Origin of the sequence: Actinophytocola oryzae, from assembly GCF_004364325.1 — a bacterium.
Taxonomy (GTDB): domain Bacteria; phylum Actinomycetota; class Actinomycetes; order Mycobacteriales; family Pseudonocardiaceae; genus Actinophytocola; species Actinophytocola oryzae.
In genome coordinates this window covers 313,483-329,520 of sequence record NZ_SOCP01000002.1, presented here as the reverse complement: position 1 = coordinate 329,520, position 16,038 = coordinate 313,483, and the positions used below count along the sequence as shown (strand labels likewise).

Sequence of the window (16,038 nt, the reverse complement as noted above, 5' to 3'; positions counted from 1 at the left end):
GTGCTGCGATGACCAGATCAGGCAGGTTTGCGGCGCTCGGCGTCGCACTCACCGTCGCATTCGGACTCGTCACCGGCCACGCCGGGGCGACACCGAAGGACGGCACGATGAACGCGGCCTTCGCGGGCGCGGCCGAGGAGTACGACGTGCCGCGCGACCTCGTCGTGGCGGTCGGCTACGGCGAGACCCACCTCGACGGCCACCACGGCGAACCCAGCCAGGACAACGGGTTCGGCGTCATGCACCTGGTGAGCAACCCGACCAGGCACACTCTCGAGGAGGCGGCCCAGCTCACCGGCGAGTCCACCGACGCGCTGCGGAAGGACACCACGGCCAACATCCGCGGCGGCGCGGCCGTGCTGCGTGCCTTCGCCGACAAGGCCGGGCTGACCCAGGCCGACCGGGACGACATCTCCGCGTGGTACCCGGTGGTGGCGGGGTACGGCGGCGCGACCGATGCCGCGGTCGCCCGGCTCTACGCGGACACGGTGTACGACCTGCTGTCGTCCGGCATCCAGACCCGCACCGCCGACGGCGAGCCGGTCGAGGTCGCGCCCTACACCCGGGCACCGGACCGCGGCGAGTACGAGAAGGCGCCGTCGGGCGGGGTCAGCGCGCAGGGCATGGACTACCCGAACTCCCTGTGGGTCCCGGCCAACGGCAACAACTACAGCCCCGGCCGCTCGGCGGCGATCAACCTGATCGTCATCCACGTCACCCAGGGCTCCTACGCGGGCACCATCAACTGGTTCCAGAACCCGGACGCCCAGGTCAGCGCGCACTACGTCGTCCGGTCGTCCGACGGCGAGATCACGCAGATGGTGCGTGACGGCGACACCGCCTACCACGTGCGGTCGGCCAACTCGAGGGCGCTCGGCATCGAGCACGAGGGCTTCGTGGACAACCCGTCGTGGTTCACCGACTCGATGTACCGCTCGTCCGCGGCGCTGACGAAGTGGCTGTGCGAGCGGCACGGGCTGCCCAAGACGCGCCAGTTCATCATGGGGCACAACGAGGTGCCGGGCAACGACCACACCGACCCCGGGCCGCACTGGAACTGGGACTACTACATGAGCCTGGTCAACAGCGGCGGGTCGGCCGGTGTCTACACGGGATCGTCGACCGACTTCAACGGTGACGGCCGCGACGACGTCGTCACCTTCACCCAGGGCCCGCTCGCCGACGTGTACGTGGCCCTGTCCAACGGTTCCGGGTTCGCCGGGACCGCCGTGAAGTGGCACGACTTCTTCGCCCCGACCGGCGAGACCCCGCTGACCGGCGACTTCGACGGGGACGGGAAGGACGACATCGTCACCTTCACCAACGGCGCACTCAACGACGTCTACGTCGCGCTGTCCAACGGGTCCTCCTTCGGGCCGGGGCTGAAGTGGAACGACTTCTTCGGTCTCGACGGTGAGGTGCCCGCCGTCGGCGACGTCAACGGCGACGGACGGGACGACATCATCACGTTCACCCACAACGCCGCCGCGGACGTCTACGTCGCACTCTCCACCGGCACCGCGTTCGCCGGGGCGACGAAGTGGCACGACTACTTCGGACTCGCGGGCGAAACGCCGGGCGTCGGCGACTTCAACGGCGACGGCAGGGACGACATCGTCGTGTTCAACCAGGGCACCCTGGGAGACGTCTACGTCGCGCTCTCGGACGGCGCCCGGTTCGTCGGCAACTCCGTGAAGTGGCACGACTTCTTCTCCGTCGGCGCAGAGGCACCCAGGATCGGCGACTTCGACGGCGACGGACGGGACGACGTCGCCACGTTCACCCTGAACGCCGCCGCGGACGTCTACGTGGCGACCTCGACCGGCTCGTCGTTCGCGGGCACGACGGTGAAGTGGCAGGACTTCTTCGGCCTGGCCGGGGAGTTCCCGTACGGCGGCGACTTCAACGGCGACGGGAAGGACGACGTGGTCACGTTCACGAAGGGCACGCTCAACGACGTGTTCACCGCGATCTCCACCGGCGTCGGGTTCCTCGGCGGCGCCAAGTGGCACGAGTACTTCGGTCTCAACGGCGAGATCACGCTGTAGTGCGGGGGTTTCGGTGGCAGGGGTCGGCGCCCTCGGGCGCCGGCCCGGCCCGCACGTGGCCGGATCCGGCCACGCTCCACGACAACCCCGCGGTGGTGCACCAGTCTCGACGAGTGCCGAAGCCTTCCCCCGCCGTCGAACCGAGCCACGGCGGTTCGGGCACGGCAGGCGAGAACGTGGTCGAGATGGTCGGCGTCAGCAAGTCCTACGGCGGCGTCCGCGCCTGCCGCGACATCGACTTCACGGTACGAGCCGGCGAGGTGCACGCGCTGCTCGGCGAGAACGGCGCGGGCAAGTCCACCCTCATGAGGATCCTGTCCGGCGACGTCACCGACCACACGGGCGAGATCCGCGTCGCCGGTGAGCCGAGGCGGTTCACCGGACCGGCGGAGGCACAGCGTGCCGGCGTCGCGATGATCCACCAGGAGCTGGACCTCGTGCCGGCGCTGTCGGTGGCGGAGAACATCTTCCTCGGCCGCGAACCGAGGAACCGCCTGCACGCGGTCGATCGCCGGCAGACGAACCGGGTGACCGCCGAACTGCTCGCGCTGTGTGGCGTCGCACTCGACCCCCGCAGGCCGGTCGGGGAGCTGCGGACCGGCGAGCAGCAGCTGGTCACCATCGCCAAGGCGCTCTCCCTCGACGCCCGCGTCCTGATCATGGACGAGCCGACGTCCGCGCTCTCGCCCGCCGAGGTCGAGCAGATGTTCTCGGTCATCGCCGAGCTGCGCCGCTCCGGTGTGGGGATCGTCTACATCTCCCACCGGATGGACGAGATCGGCCGGATCGCCGACCGGGCGACGGTACTGCGCAACGGTGCGGTGGTCACGGAGTTCGACGCCCGCGAGATGACCGCGGCGCGGGCGGCCGAGGCGATGGTGGGCCGCCCGGTACAGACGATGTTCCGCACCACGGAGGTCGAGGCGGGCGAGGAGGTCCTGCGGGTCACCGGCCTCGTCGTGGCGCCCCGGCGCGAACGGTCGGGGCGGCGGGAGCCGGCTGGCATCGACCTGACCGTGCGGCGTGGTGAGATCGTCGGGCTCGGTGGTCTGCTCGGCTCCGGCCGCACCGAGCTGCTCGAGACGCTCTACGGCGCCGGTTCGCCCGGCGTGCTCCACGGCGAGATCCTGTTCCGGGGCAGGCAGTTCCGGCCCACGAGTCCACGGCGGTCACTGCGGGCCGGGATCGCGTTCGTGCCGGAGGACCGGCGGGTCGCGGGGCTCGCCATCGAGCACTCGGTCCTCGCGAACACCGTGGTGTCCATAGTGGATCGACTCGGCACGGCGGGCATCGTCCCACGTGGCCGGGAGAACGCCGCCGTGATCCGGATCGTCCGCGAGCTGAAGGTGAAGCTCGGTTCGGTCGGCGACGCGGTCGGCACACTGTCCGGCGGCAACCAGCAGAAGGTCGTGTTCGGCCGGATGCTGCTGACCGAGCCGGCGTTGCTGCTGCTCGACGAGCCGACCCGCGGCGTGGACGTCGGCGCGAAGGCCGAGATCTACCAGCTGCTCGGCGAGGCCGCCCAGCAGGGCATCGGCGTGCTGCTCGCGTCGTCGGAGCTGGCCGAGCTGGTGGGGGTCTGCGACCGCGTCGTCGTGCTGTCGGGCGGGCGGAGCGTGCGGGAGCTGGACACGAGGCAGGCGGGTGAGGCCGACCTGCTCGCGGCGGCCATGGGCGAGGGAGAACTGGCGTGACCACCACGAAGGACGACGTCACCGACACCGGGACTCCCGCGAAGCCGCCGGGACACACGAGCGTCACCGCGGCGCTCTTCCGGTTCCAGAGCCTGTTCGGCCTGGTCGCCGTGTTCGTCGCGGCCGTGGTGTTCTCGCCGCACTACGACGGCGAGCTGCTGTTCCTGACCGGCGACAACCTGTTCAACGTCGTCCGCGCGGTGTCCGAGATCGGGATCATGGCCGTCGGCATGACGTTCGTGATCCTCGTGGGTGGCATCGACCTGTCCGTCGGCGCGGTGCTCGGGCTCGCCGCGGTCGGCTCGGCCGTGCTGATGGTCGACGACGACCTCGGCGTCGCGGCCACCGTCGTGATCATCCTGCTCGTCGGGTCGTTCTTCGGCTTCCTCCAGGGACTCGCGTCCGCGTTGTTCGGCATCCAGGCGTTCATCGTCACGCTGGCGGGCATGCAGATCGCCCGCGGCCTCGCCCGCATCTGGTCCGGCGGTCAGGGCGTCGCCATCGCCTACGGCGAAGACCCCGGCGAGGCGCCGGTCGCGTTCTCCCTGCTGGGGGAACGCACGTTCAACGGTCTGGTGCCGATCCCGGCGCTGATCTTCGCGGTGGTGGCCGTCGTCGCGATCGTCTTCCTGCGCACCAGCGCGTTCTCCCGGCACGTGTACGCGATCGGCGGCAACGAGAAGGCCGCGCGCCTGTCCGGCGTGCCGGTCACCCGCGTCAAGGTCGTCGTCTTCTGCGTCTGCGGCTTCCTCGCCGCGCTGTCCGGCATCGTGCACGCGGGCCAGCTCAACCAGGGCAGCCCCAACGACGGGTTCGGCTACGAGCTCGACGCCATCGCGGCCGTCGTCATCGGTGGCACCAGCCTGTCCGGCGGCCGTGGCTCGGTCGTCGGCACGGTCGCCGGCGCGTTGTTGCTCGGTGTGCTCAACAACTTCCTCGGCCTCCACGGCGTGGACCCGAACGTCCAGCTGCTCGTCAAGGGGCTCGTCATCGTCGTGGCCGCGGGGCTCCAACGCCTGCGGCCGACTGTCTGACACAACCGGAAAGAAGGAAACCGACATGGCCCGTCGTCGTGCCGTGGCCGCCGTGCTCGCCGCGGCCACCACGCTCAGCCTCAGCGCGTGCGGAACCACCAGTGAGAACAGCGGTCAGGCCAACGCCGGCGCCCAGCAGGACAAGTGCGGCGGCGCGGACGGCAGGTACACGATCGGGATGAGCCAGGCGAACGTCGCCGAGCCGTACCGGCAGCGGATGGACGACGACATCAGGGCCGCCGCGGCCAAGGTGCCGCAGTTCTCCGTGGAGTTCGCCGACGCGCAGCAGGACAACGCCAAGCAGGTGTCCGACGTGGAGAACTTCCTGACCAGGCGGATCGACCTGCTGATCATCAGCCCGAACGAGGCGACACCGCTGACCTCGGTGGTCGCCAAGGCCTACAACAAGGGCATCCCGGTGATCGTGCTGGACCGCAAGGTCGACGGCGACGCCTACACCACGTGGATCGGCGCGGACAACGTGGAGATCGGCCGCACCGCGGGCGAGTACGTGGCCTCGACGCTGCTGCCGAACGGCGGCAAGGTCGGCGAGATCCGCGGGCTCGCCGGCTCGACCCCGGCGAAGGAACGCGGCGACGGCTTCCGCGAGGGCATCAAGGGCAAGAACATCGAGATCGTCGCGAGCGTCGACGGCGACTGGCTGCGGGAGAAGGGCCAGTCGCAGGGAGACGCGTTGCTCAAGGCACACCCGGACATCCAGGTGCTCTACTCGCACAACGACCCGATGGCCGAGGGCGCCTACCTCGCGGCGAAGGCGGCGGGCGTCGAGAAGAACATCAGGTTCATCGGCATCGACGGCCTGCCGATCCCGTCCGGCGGCCTGAAGGCGGTCGAGGAGGGTCGCCTGTCGGCCACGCTCGTCTACCCCACGGCCGGCAGGGAGGCCGTGGACACCGCGAAGAAGCTCCTGGTCGACTGCACGGACGTGCCGAAGGAGCAGACGCTGACCACGAAGCTGATCACGGCCGACAACGCGGCCGCCGTCTACGCCGAGGCCAACAGCTGACCCGCGGCCGCGGTGTTCGTCCGCGGCTGAGCGCGTGGGCCGACGCCCACGCGGTCAGCCGCGGTGCGAGCTGCCCCTCTCGAGGAGCCGGGCGCCGAGCATGGTGGTCGTCGCGGCACGGGTGTTGTCGGCGATCCGGGCCAGCAGCAGCTTCGCGGCCACGGTGCCGAGCTCGTAGGCGGGCTGGGCGACCACCGTCATCGGCGGGTCCACCAGCCCGGCCCACGGCACGTCGTCGAACGCCACGACGCCGACGTCGCGTCCCGCCCGCAAACCGTGGGACCGCAGTGCGGTCAGCACCCCGACCGCCATCGCGCTGTTGGCCACCAGCAACGCGTCCGGCCGTTCCTCCTGGCCCAGCAGGTCCGCCGCGGCCTTCTCCGCGCCCGCCGCCTTGTACTCCGTCCGCCGCACCAACCGGGTCGAGCCCCGCTGCCCACCGGCCTTCAACGCGTCCCGGTACCCGGCGAGCCGGTCGTCCGCCGTGCGCACCCCGGCCGGGCCCGTGATGCACCCGACTCGCGCGTACCCCTGCTCGATCAGGTGCGTGGTCGCCTGCCGGGCCGCCTGCCGCGTGTCGACGAGCACCGTGTCGATCTCCTGGTCGGGCAGTGGCCGGTCCACCGCGACCACCGGCGTGCCCCGCCGGACCAACGCGCCGACACTCGAGGCGGTGGCCGTCGGCGACACGATCACCCCCGCCGCCCGCTCCTGGACGGCCACGTCGACGTAGCGTCGCTCCTTCTCCGCGTCCTCGTCGGAGTTGCACAGCACCACCGAGTAGCCCACGGCGTGTGCCACGTCCTCGACACCCCGGGCGATCGCGGTGAAGAACGGGTTCTCGACGTCACTGATGATCAACGCGAGGACGGCCGCCTCCTGCCTGCGCAGGTTCCGCGCCGGGCCGTTCGGCTGGTAACCCAGCTCCCGCACGGCATCGAGCACCCGCGCGGCGAGCACGGGGTCCACTGTGGACTTGCCGTTCAACGCACGGGACACTGTGGCCGTCGACACGCCCGCCAGCGCCGCGACGTCACTGATGGTTGCCACTCATCGCCTCCACTGCCCTATTGACACGTTTCCCGCCTCAGCATAACTTCTGAGAAAACGATTACTTCCATCCGACACGCGAAAACCAGGACTGGCGGCGCCGGCGCACGAGCGGCGACCCCGACGCAGGAGGTTGTGCGGTGGCCCGCATCGGCGTGATCAACATTTCCGACGGACGGGACTACGTCCACGGCGGCATCGCCGAGTTCATCGTCGCCAACGAGGACAAGCTGGTCCGCGCACTCCAGGACGCGGGCCACGAGGTCGTCCGGGCGCGCCTGCCCGTGTCCGCCAACACGCTCGCCACGTCGGTCGCCCGCGAGGTCGAGGCCGCCGGGGTGGACCTGACCGTCCTGCACTACTGCGTCTGGGCGTTCCCGCACTTCACCATGCTCGCCGCGGGACAGCTCACCAGCCCGCTGGTCCTGCTCGCCAACCTCGACCCGGTCCAGCCCGGCATGGTCGGCATGCTGGCCGCGGGCGGCGCCCTCGACCAGGTCGGCCGTGCCCACACCAGACTGTGGGGCGACCCGGAGGACGACGCCGTGATCGCGGCCATCGGCGTCCGCGCGACGGCCGCGCACACCGTGAAAGCCCTGCGGGGCCAGACGTTCGGCCGGATCGGCGGCCGTCCGATGGGCATGAACACCGCGACGGCCAACACCGACCAGTGGCACCGGCAGTTCGGGGTGGACGTCGAGGAGATCGACCAGTGGGAGATCGTCCGCCGCGCCGAGAAGGCCGACGCCGACGAGAAGACGAGGGCCCGCCGGTGGCTCGAGCGGCACGCGAACGTCCACTATGACGGCGAGAAGCTCACCGAGGAGATCCTCGAACGGCAGATCGGCTCGTACCTGGCCATGCGTGAGCTGATCGACGAGTGGCACCTCGACTTCACCGGCATCAAGGGGCAGCCGGAGCTGACGCAGTACTTCGCCACGATGGACGTCGCGGAGGCGTTCCTCAACGACCCGTACGACTGGAACGGCCCCAAGGAGCCGCACGTCTGCGCGACCGAGGCCGACATGGACGGCGCGCTCACCATGCAGATCCTCAAACACGTGGCAGGCACACCGGTCCTGTTCGCCGACGTCCGGCACTACCACGGCGACCGCGACATCTGGGATCTCTGCAACTCGGGGCAGCACGCCACGTGGTACGCGGCGCGCAGCGACGACCCGGCCGAGAACCTGGCGAAGGTCCACCTGTTCCCGGAGGTGTTCTTCTTCCCGGCCGGTGGCGCGTCCGTGCAGCACATCGCCGCACCGGGCCGGATGACGCTGGCACGCCTGACCCGCGACGACGGCCGGTACCGCCTGCAGCTGATGCTCGGCGAGTTCGAGAACTACGACGACACCACGACCGAGGCACTCGTGAAGATGTCGACCCCGGAGTGGCCACACGCGTTCGCCCGGCTCGACGCCCCTGCCGAGGTCTTCCTGTCCCGCTTCGGCGCCAACCACATCCACGCCGTCCCGGGCGACCACCGCGCCGAGCTACGCGCGGTGTGCGAACTGCTGGACGTGACACTGGACGAGTTCACCCGCGGCTGACACCTCCGCGGCATCGACGACCCCGGCAGTGAACAACTCGACGGTCCGACGCAATGGCCAACTCCCCGCGAGGTCGTCGCGGGGAGGGCCGGATCCAGGTAGGGCAGCGCTCCCGCGAGTGATCGACGACAGCTGAGATCACTCGCCGGGCGTTACAGGACCGCGTGAGATCAGAACACCAGTATGCGGGAAAACCGTGCCGTCCGTCGCGAGACGCCTGCGTTCCAGCACCGCCGCGACCGCGTAGCCCCCGCCGCCCAGGACGGCCACCGTCGCGTAGACGCCCGCGGTGTCGAAGAACAGCGCCGCAGCACCGACGAGCGCCAGCCACGAGCCGAGCGTGTAGTGCAGGGTGTTGCCCCGCACCACACCCTCCGCGATGTTGAGCAACCCCACCAGCAGCACCGAACCCGCCGGCCACAACACGTCCTGCAGCGCGGGCTCGTCGCGTGCCGTCGCCAGCCCGGTGATGGCCAGGAACAACGCCGTGAACCCCGTGCACCACGCCGCCCCCAGCAGCTTCTCCGCCCGTCGCCTCGACTCGCCCGCCGCCCGCTGCGCTCGCACCCCCGCCCGCACGGCCAGCGTCAGCGCGGGCACGAGACCCGCCGCCAGCAGGACCAGCGGCACCCACGCGGGCAGCGCGACCACCGGTCGATCCCCTTTGGACAGTGCGGCGGTGCCGTGGCCGACCACGTAGGCCAGCATGAACCCCGTGTAGGCGGCACGGCTGTCGACCTCACCGGCAGGCGCGGTCACGTCGTGCCGCCCACGATCACGACCTTGCCCAGCACCGTCCGCGACTCCGCGAGCCGCAGCGCTTCCGCGGTGCGCCTCAGGGGGATCCGGGCCGCGATCTGCGGTTCCAGCGTGCCGTCGGCGATCAGGCGCAGCACCTGGGTCATGTCCCCCGCGAGCCGGGCGCGGAAGGCGTCGACGTCGCGGCGCCTGCCTGCCCAGAAGTTGTAGAACGTGGCGCTCCTGCCGTTGGGCAGGTAGTTCCACGCGTACAGGCGCCCGAACAACGCCAGCGTCGGCAGCAACGCGTTCTCGCCCTTCGCGGACGCCGAGCCGTAGTTGACGAGGGCACCCCCGCGGCGCAGCAGTCGCCACGACTGCTTCAGGCCCTCGCCACCCACGTGGTCGAAGACCGCGTCCACACCCTCGGGTGCGAGACCGCGGAGCTTCTGGTACAGACCGGGGTCGCGGTAGTCGAGTGGTTCCGCGCCCAGCGCGCGGACCGCGTCGTGATGGCGGGGCGCCGCGGTGCCGATCACCCGCAGGCCTGCGTGGCGGGCCAGCTGCACGAGCGTCGTGCCGACACCGCCGTTGGCGCCGAGCACCACGACCGCGCCACCCGTCGCGACGCGCGCGCAGCGGTGCAGCATCTGCCAGGCCGTCACCCCGTTGACCAGCACGGTCTCGGCGGCCGCCGGTTCGACGCCGACCGGCACCGCCACCAGGTCGGCCGCGTCGACGTGCAGGTGGCTGGCCCAGCCGCCGGTCTTGACGACCGCGGCGAACCGCCGGCCGGTGAGTGCGGAGTCCACGCCGGGGCCGGTGGTGACGACGGTGCCGACCACGTCGTAGCCGGGTACGAACGGGAACGGCGGCTGGTCGTAGTACTTGCCGAGGCGCATCTGCTGCTCGGCGAACGACACCCCGGTCGCCTCCATGCGCAGTACGACCTGCCCCTGGCCGGGTGGCGGCAGGTCACGGGCCCGGACCTGCAGCTCGTCCGGCTCGACGGGGCCCGGCAACACGATCTCGGTCGTGGTCACGTCAGTTCTCCTCCGTGCTGGGCGCCGCGCTGCCGCTGTAGTCGTCCAGGCCCGCGACCAGACCGGCGACGTCGGGGTTCTCCGCGTAGCGCCGCCGGTGGATCTCGGCGATCTTCTCCGCGAGCGCCGGGTCGGGGTCGTCGGTGATGTCGAACGACGCGAACCGTTCGACCAGCGGCAGACCGGCGCGGTCGATCTCGAGGTGCGCCGGGTGGTTCATCATCGCCTCGTAGCCTGCGAGGTCCTCGATGACCGAGACGGCGCCGAAGTCGTACTCGCCGCCGATGTCGCGGCCGATGACGAACGACGTGACCGTCGGCATCGACAGCGTGGCGGCACGCATGGCCGCGAGGCCGGCCGCCACCTCCTCGTCGGTCACGCCTGGCCGCAGGGAGAAGCGAATACCGTGGTAGATCATCGAACTGTCCTTTCCTTGTGGGTGATCCGGGCGACCGCGGCGCCCGCGACCATGAGGGCCCCGGTCCAGGTGAAGGCGTCGGCGACGCCGACGGTCCGGACCAGGGGTTGCACGACCAGCGGTGAGACGAACTGGCCGAGGAAGATCCCCGAGACGAGCCCGCCGAACACCCGGCCGCGCGCGGCGGGCGGGGCGAGGTCGGACAGGCGCAGGGTGAGGTTGGGGATCGCGAAGCCGACGCCGAGCCCGCCGACGAGCAGGCCCGCCGCGATCCCCGTCGCCGTGCCGGTGCTGCCGACGAGCAGCCAGCCGCCGCCGAGCAGCCCGACGCACAGCGCGTTGACCGCGGCCGGGTCGAGCCGCCTGCGCAGCGCCGGGAACCCGTAGCCGCCGAGCATGCTCGTAGCCGTGCCGCCCGCGACGACGACGCCGACGAGAACGGGCCCGATCCCCTGCTCTGCCAACAGGAACGGCACCTGGGTCGGCGCCATGTAGAAGAGCGTCGTGGCGACGAGCGCGAGCACGCAGATGCCGAGCACCGGGCCCGTCATCGCGCGTTGGGTGACCACTGCCGGGGCGCTCGCTCGCGGCCGGTCGTGCACCGCCGCGAGCGCGAACAGGGCGACCACCGCCGCCACGCCGTACAGCCAGAACGGGACCCGCCAGCCGATCGTCGCGAGCATCCCGGCGACCGGCAGGAACACCACGCCGGACAGGCTCGCGAAGACCTGCTGCAGCCCGAGGAACGACGCCCGCGCGGGCCCGTCGAACCAGTCCGTGATCGTCGCGTTGACCGAGGTCATGATGCCGCCGACCGCGACGCCGAGCAGCGTTCTGGTCACCAGCAACAGGATCAGGTCGGTGGTGAAGTAGCCGGCGGTGCCGCTCACCGTGTACAGCAGCAGGCTCGCCACGAGCAGCGGTCTGCGGCCCGCGCGGTCGGCGGCCAGCCCGGACAGCGGTGCGGTGACCGCCACGGCCAGCGACGTGATGGTCATCGTGAGGCGCACCAGGAGCGGTGAGCCGTAGACCTGTTCCATGGCGGGCAGGCTGGGCGCGATGAGGGCAGGCGCCATGATCGTCAGGGTCGCCGCGGCGAGGACGGTGCCACGGGCCGCGCGGGTCGGCGTCACGGGTGGTCGTGCCCCGCGACGCTGCCGATCTCCTCGCCGTCGCCCAGGACGACGAACTGGCCCATCATGCCCTCGTCCTCGTGCGTGAGCAGGTGGCAGTGGTACATGTACGGCGAGTCCGGGTCCGAGTAGTCGCTGAACCGCATGGCGAGGCGGTACGTCCTGTCCGGTACCAGGAGCACGGTGTCCTTCCAGCCCCGCAGTGGTGGTGGCGCAGCGCCGCCCGCGACGTCGAGGACCTGGAACCGGACGTCGTGCACGTGGAAGTTGTGCGGGTAGCCGTTGGTGTTGACGACCTCCCACACCTCCGTGGATCCCTCGCGCACGGCGAAGTCCACGCGGTCCATGTCCATCCTCGCGCCGTTGATCTCCCGCCCGGCCAGCTCGAACGACCGCGCCCTGGCCACGTCGTCGGTGTCGACGTCGGGAGCGGCACCGAGCACGGCGGGCACCTCGGTCGTGTCGGTGAGGCGGTCGGCGGCCCGGAACTGGAGCACGTCGAAGCGGTCCGCACCGCCGTTGATGCGCGCCCCGAACCCCTCGAGGCCCTCGCCGCCCCCGTATGACCGCAGCTCGGTGGTCTCGCCGGGCCGGAACGCGACGACGATCTCGGCCCGCTCCCCCGGCGAGAGCTGCAGGCGCGTCGTCCGCCACGGCGCCGCGAGCAGCCCGCCGTCGGTGCCGACGAGGCTGAAGCGGCGGTCGTCGGCGAAGCCGAAGTCGTAGATGCGGGCGTTGGAGGCGTTGAGCAGGCGCAGCCGCACCAGTCTCGTGCTGACCTCGGTGTACGGGCCGAGGACGCCGTTGACGAGGATCTCGTCGCCGAGCGCGCCGAGGTTGCCGAGGAAGGGCACCGAGCCGTCGAACTGGTTGCCGTCGTCGAAGTCGCGGTCCTGGACGATCACCGGCAGGTCGTCGACGCCGTAGGTGTCCGGCAGGTTCAGGGCCGCGGTGTCGTCGTCGTCGAGGATGAACATCCCGCTCACGCCCCGGTAGGCGTGCTCGGCCGTCTTCCCGTGCAGGTGTGGGTGGTACCAGAGTGTGGCCGCGGGTTGCGCGACCGTCCACTTCGGAGTCCACGTCTCGCCAGGCGCGACAGTCTGGTGCGGGCCGCCGTCCATGGCGGCCGGCACGTGCATCCCGTGCCAGTGCAGCGACGTCGTCTCGCCGAGTCCGTTGTGGACGGTGAAGGCGACGTTCTCGCCCCGGTGCGCGCGGATCGTCGGGCCGAGGAAGGCGCCGTTGACACCGGCCGTTCTCGTGGCGGGCCCGTCGTGGAACCTGGTCTCGCCCGCACGGATGTCGAGGTCGAAGACGCGGGTGCCCGCGGCGTCGACCCGGGAGCCGGCTACGGGCGGGATGGCCAGGCGCTCGCTGAAGTCGACCTCGCCGACCGTGTCGACGCCGGCCCGCACGTAGTGGAGGCCGACGCCGCCTGCGCCCACGACGAGCACAGCCACCACGACGAGCAGGATCCTGAGCACCGTCTTGGGCACGGTTTCGCCTTCCTGGCAAGGGAACTGGGGACGCCCGCCATCGGTGGACCGGGCGGGGAAACCGTATTGGCCGACAGGCGCCCGCGTCTTCGGAGAGCGGTGCCGTCTTCGGCCGGTCCGGAGGGAGGAGCGGCGCCTGTTCTCCTACCGTGGGAGGAGAAAGGGTTCGTCCCGTGGTCGGAGATCGCGGCGGGTGCGCCGTCCGCACGCGGCACGGCCACTACCATCGACGGCATGCACCTGCTGGCGCGTGGCCGAGAGGAGTTCGTCGTCCAGGCCGCCGTGCTGGGGTGCGCGTTCGAGGTCCTGAACTTCCACTACACCAAGGAGTGGGGCTGGATCCTGGCCGCGGTGATGGCGCCCGCGCTACTCGTCCGGCTCGTGTGGCGGACGATGCCCGGCTGGTTGCTGCTGGCGTGGATGCTGGTCCCCACCCTCGTCGGCGACGCGTTCGTGGTCACCGAGACCGCGTACATGGTGGTGCTGACGGCGCTCGCGATCGTCGCGGCCACCGGCTCGGGCCGGGCCGACACGGTCGCGATGGCCCTGTGCCTGGTGTCGCCGTTCTTCATCTGGGCGCTGAACACCAACGACTGGCACCGCGGTATCGGTGCGTGGCTGTGGTCGGCCGGGCTGCTGGTCGGGTGGGTGCTGGGCCGTCTCGTCGGCAGGCAGCAGGCCCTGATCGCCGAGCTGGAACGCACCAGGATCGAGCTGGCGGAGTCGGCGGTCGCCGCAGAGCGGCAACGCATCGCACGGGACCTGCACGACCTGGTCGGTCACAGCTTCAGCGTGGTGCTGCTGCACCTGTCCGGCGCGCGGATGCACCTCACGACCTCTCCCGACGAGGCGGCGGCGGCGCTGCGGCAGGCGGAGGCGGTCGGCCGGACCGGCATGGACGCACTGCGGGAGGCGCTGGCCCTGATGTACCGCGGCACCACCGGACCGCTGCCGAGCGACGAGCTCGACCAGCTCGTCGCGACCTACCGCGACGCGGGCATGACCGTCACCCTCGACGCCGACGGCGAGGAGATCTCGGCCACGCAGCGGCTCGTGCTGCACGACGTGCTGCGCGAGGCCCTCACGAACGTCGCCAAACACGGCCGGACACCGGAGGCGCAGGTGCGGCTCCGGGCGGGCCGGGACGGCGTCACGCTACGGGTCCAGAGCCTGCTCGGCACCGCCACGGGTGCGCCGGGTGCCGGCATGGGGCTGTCCGGGCTGGAGCACCGGGTGACCGCCATCGACGGCACGTTCACCGCGGGCCCGGAACAGGACCACTGGGTGGTGCGGGCCGAGCTGCCCGCACGCGTGCACGGAGTACCCGCGTGATCCGGGTGCTGCTGGTCGACGACCAGCCGATGGTGCGGGCCGGGCTCGGCCTGGTGCTGCGCAGTCAGGCGGACATCCAGGTGGTCGGCGAACGCGACAACGGCGACGACATCGTGGCCGCCGCGACCGAGGCAGCGCCGGACGTCGTGTGCATGGACGTGCGGATGCCCGGCACGGACGGCGTGACCGCGACCCGGCAGCTGCACGCGGCGGCCGGGCCGCCGGTCTGCATGCTGACCACCTTCGGCGACGAGGACGTGCTGTGGTCGGCGGTGGACGCGGGCGCCGCGGGCTTCGAGCTGAAGTCCGCGACGGCCGAGAACCTCATCGAGGCGGTACGGACCGTGGCGGCGGGCGGCACGTGGATCGACGGGACGCTGCTGGGACCGATCCTGCGGTCGTACCGGCAGCTGGCCCGGCCGGTGCCGCGACCGGACCTGCCCACGACGTTGACCGAGCGGGAGACCGACGTGCTGCGCCTCATGGCCCGCGGCGCGTCGAACCGTGAGATCGCCGACCACCTGAGCCTCGCGGAGACGACGGTGAAGACGCACGTCGGCACGCTCTTCACGAAGCTGGGCGCGCGGGACCGGGCGGCGGCGATCGTGTTCGCGTACGACTCGGGCCTGGTCCGGCCGAGAACCTGACGCCGGTGCGCGTTCAGCCGACGACCACCACCCGCGCCCAGTCCGGTGGTGTGTCCGGCACGTAGTCGGGATCGTTCTCACCGGACGGGAGAGGGCGGGGAAACAGGCCCACGACCGTCCGGCAGGGCGGTCGCGCGTCGGGCCAGGGGGTCTGTCCGTCGGTGAGTGCCACGATGACGTCCGGACGGGGGCCGGTGCGCACGGCCCTCGCGAAGCCGGTGCGCAGGTCCGTGCCGCCCCCGCCGACCAACGGGATCCCCTCCGCGCGGCACAGCGGGTGCGTGACGTGGGCGGCGGCGTCGCACGACAGCACCGAGACGAGATCACGGCGACCACCCACCGCGCGCACGATCGCCGCGATCTCGACGATCGCGCTGCCCAGCTCGGCGTCGCTCACCGAGCCGGAGGTGTCGACGATCACGCAGACGCGGGGCGGCCTGCGCCGCAGGCTGGGCAGGACGACGCCGGGCAGGCAGGCCGACCGGCGCGCGGGTCGGCCGTAGGTGTAGTCCTCACCGACGCCGGGGCCGGAGATCGCCGTACGGACCGCCGCGCCGAGCAGTTCCCGCCACGGCTGTGGCGGTTGGAACGCCTCCTCCGCCCACCGCTGCCAGCCCTCCGGGATGTTCCCCGGGTGGCCGGTGATGCCCTGTGCCACGCGGAACCGGACGGCGTCCCGTTCCTGAGCGAAGCAGGTCAGGAGCCAGATGTCGCAGATCGGCGCGGACCCGCACCGCGAACTCCCGGCCACGGGCGTGACCGGCGGCTCGTAGGTTCAGGTCCACGTCGACACGCGCGGCGGCGCAGGCTCCGGCCCAGTCGCCC

14 protein-coding genes are annotated in these 16,038 nt (G+C 71.4%); 7 read left to right on the top strand and 7 right to left on the bottom strand.

Annotation, left to right across the window (positions count from 1 at the left end):
* The first annotated feature begins 8 nt into the window (after positions 1-8).
* From CLV71_RS05215 to CLV71_RS05200, 4 genes are all read left to right on the top strand, one after another.
* Positions 9-2,048 (top strand): N-acetylmuramoyl-L-alanine amidase, encoded by a 2,040-nt coding sequence (locus CLV71_RS05215; RefSeq protein ID WP_133901445.1) that lies wholly within the window; start codon positions 9-11, stop codon positions 2,046-2,048.
* 185 nt (positions 2,049-2,233) lie between these two features.
* A complete protein-coding gene (locus CLV71_RS05210) occupies positions 2,234-3,742 on the top strand; it encodes a sugar ABC transporter ATP-binding protein (RefSeq protein ID WP_133901874.1) in 1,509 nt (502 codons plus the stop codon).
* A gap of 92 nt (positions 3,743-3,834) precedes the next feature.
* Complete coding sequence (locus CLV71_RS05205) at positions 3,835-4,776, top strand: ABC transporter permease (RefSeq protein WP_243866267.1); 942 nt, start codon at positions 3,835-3,837, stop codon at positions 4,774-4,776.
* A 25-nt stretch (positions 4,777-4,801) separates the two neighbouring features.
* Complete coding sequence (locus CLV71_RS05200) at positions 4,802-5,803, top strand: substrate-binding domain-containing protein (protein WP_133901443.1); 1,002 nt, start codon at positions 4,802-4,804, stop codon at positions 5,801-5,803.
* 54 nt (positions 5,804-5,857) lie between these two features.
* On the opposite strand, the gene CLV71_RS05195 is transcribed toward CLV71_RS05200, so the two are convergent.
* A complete protein-coding gene (locus tag CLV71_RS05195) occupies positions 5,858-6,853 on the bottom strand; it encodes a LacI family DNA-binding transcriptional regulator (RefSeq protein ID WP_133901442.1) in 996 nt (331 codons plus the stop codon).
* A 140-nt stretch (positions 6,854-6,993) separates the two neighbouring features.
* Here CLV71_RS05195 and CLV71_RS05190 point away from each other — a divergent pair, with 140 nt between their 5' ends.
* Positions 6,994-8,406 carry an L-fucose/L-arabinose isomerase family protein gene (locus CLV71_RS05190; RefSeq protein WP_133901441.1) on the top strand — a complete coding sequence of 471 codons (1,413 nt, stop codon included), beginning with the start codon at positions 6,994-6,996 and terminating at the stop codon, positions 8,404-8,406.
* Between the two features lie 138 nt (positions 8,407-8,544).
* Here CLV71_RS05190 and CLV71_RS05185 read toward each other — a convergent pair whose 3' ends face one another.
* From CLV71_RS05185 to CLV71_RS05165, 5 genes are read right to left on the bottom strand one after another with little or no spacing between them, the layout of a single operon-like run.
* A complete protein-coding gene (locus CLV71_RS05185) occupies positions 8,545-9,165 on the bottom strand; it encodes an ABC transporter permease (protein ID WP_208297396.1) in 621 nt (206 codons plus the stop codon).
* Entirely contained in the window at positions 9,162-10,187 is a 1,026-nt protein-coding gene (locus CLV71_RS05180) for a medium chain dehydrogenase/reductase family protein (protein WP_133901440.1), read from the bottom strand. Before CLV71_RS05180 ends, CLV71_RS05185 begins: the two co-directional genes overlap by 4 nt.
* A gap of 1 nt (position 10,188) precedes the next feature.
* Positions 10,189-10,605 (bottom strand): Dabb family protein, encoded by a 417-nt coding sequence (locus CLV71_RS05175; RefSeq protein ID WP_133901439.1) that lies wholly within the window; start codon positions 10,603-10,605, stop codon positions 10,189-10,191.
* The gene (locus CLV71_RS05170) at positions 10,602-11,738 is read right to left on the bottom strand and encodes an MFS transporter (protein WP_133901438.1); all 1,137 of its coding nucleotides are present in this window, start codon (positions 11,736-11,738) and stop codon (positions 10,602-10,604) included. Before CLV71_RS05170 ends, CLV71_RS05175 begins: the two co-directional genes overlap by 4 nt.
* A complete protein-coding gene (locus CLV71_RS05165; protein WP_208297395.1) occupies positions 11,735-13,234 on the bottom strand; it encodes a multicopper oxidase family protein in 1,500 nt (499 codons plus the stop codon). The genes CLV71_RS05170 and CLV71_RS05165 overlap by 4 nt, the downstream gene beginning before the upstream one ends.
* Before the next feature lie 234 nt (positions 13,235-13,468).
* Between CLV71_RS05165 and CLV71_RS05160 the strand changes: the two genes are divergently transcribed.
* Entirely contained in the window at positions 13,469-14,566 is a 1,098-nt protein-coding gene (locus CLV71_RS05160) for a sensor histidine kinase (protein WP_133901437.1), read from the top strand.
* On the top strand, positions 14,563-15,213 hold the full coding sequence (locus CLV71_RS05155) for a response regulator transcription factor (RefSeq protein WP_133901436.1): 651 nt from the start codon (positions 14,563-14,565) through the stop codon (positions 15,211-15,213). The genes CLV71_RS05160 and CLV71_RS05155 overlap by 4 nt, the downstream gene beginning before the upstream one ends.
* A gap of 13 nt (positions 15,214-15,226) precedes the next feature.
* On the opposite strand, the gene CLV71_RS05150 is transcribed toward CLV71_RS05155, so the two are convergent.
* Positions 15,227-15,964, bottom strand: coding sequence for a vWA domain-containing protein (locus CLV71_RS05150; RefSeq protein WP_243866236.1), 738 nt, complete (start codon positions 15,962-15,964; stop codon positions 15,227-15,229).
* Positions 15,965-16,038 lie beyond the last annotated feature (74 nt).

What these genes read in the sequence shown, in the direction of transcription:
- CLV71_RS05215 (WP_133901445.1), top strand. Translation starts at nt 9, where the DNA reads ATGACCAGATCAGGCAGGTTTGCGGCGCTCGGCGTCGCACTCACCGTC.
- CLV71_RS05210 (WP_133901874.1), top strand. Translation starts at nt 2,234, where the DNA reads ATGGTCGGCGTCAGCAAGTCCTACGGCGGCGTCCGCGCCTGCCGCGAC.
- CLV71_RS05200 (WP_133901443.1), top strand. Translation starts at nt 4,802, where the DNA reads ATGGCCCGTCGTCGTGCCGTGGCCGCCGTGCTCGCCGCGGCCACCACG.
- CLV71_RS05175 (WP_133901439.1), bottom strand. Translation starts at nt 10,605, where the DNA reads ATGATCTACCACGGTATTCGCTTCTCCCTGCGGCCAGGCGTGACCGAC.
- CLV71_RS05160 (WP_133901437.1), top strand. Translation starts at nt 13,469, where the DNA reads ATGCACCTGCTGGCGCGTGGCCGAGAGGAGTTCGTCGTCCAGGCCGCC.